This window comes from Novilysobacter selenitireducens, assembly GCF_020026895.1.
In the GTDB taxonomy this organism is placed as follows: Bacteria; Pseudomonadota; Gammaproteobacteria; order Xanthomonadales; family Xanthomonadaceae; genus Lysobacter_C; species Lysobacter_C selenitireducens.
Map to the genome: position 1 here is coordinate 1 of NZ_JAINZW010000083.1, position 286 is coordinate 286.

Here is a 286-nt window from a genome sequence, read left to right on the forward strand (position 1 = left end):
GAGTGCTGCAACTTGCGGACCGAGTAAATCTGCGGCGGACGACCGCAGCAGCACTCGCCAGTATATGGCCACAACAAAAGGCCTCATTGTCTCAACAGAGATTGGATCCATTTGTTCTGAAGCTGTCACATGCGGCCCTTGGTACGGAAAACATAGCACGGATTTTCAGGCGCTTCACGCGCTGCGTCGAGATTCATCTGCTGCAAATGACAATCCAACCCAACCTCTTCAATCTCCTCACGATCGCTTCCAAGACAGAGGAGAAGCAATTTCCTCTCTTAGACCT

Annotated in this window: 1 protein-coding gene; it reads left to right on the forward strand. The window is 51.4% G+C overall.

What is annotated here, in order from left to right; genetic code table 11:
* Positions 1-286 (forward strand): hypothetical protein (locus K6753_RS14570; protein ID WP_223677181.1); only part of this gene is annotated, 286 nt, incomplete at both ends.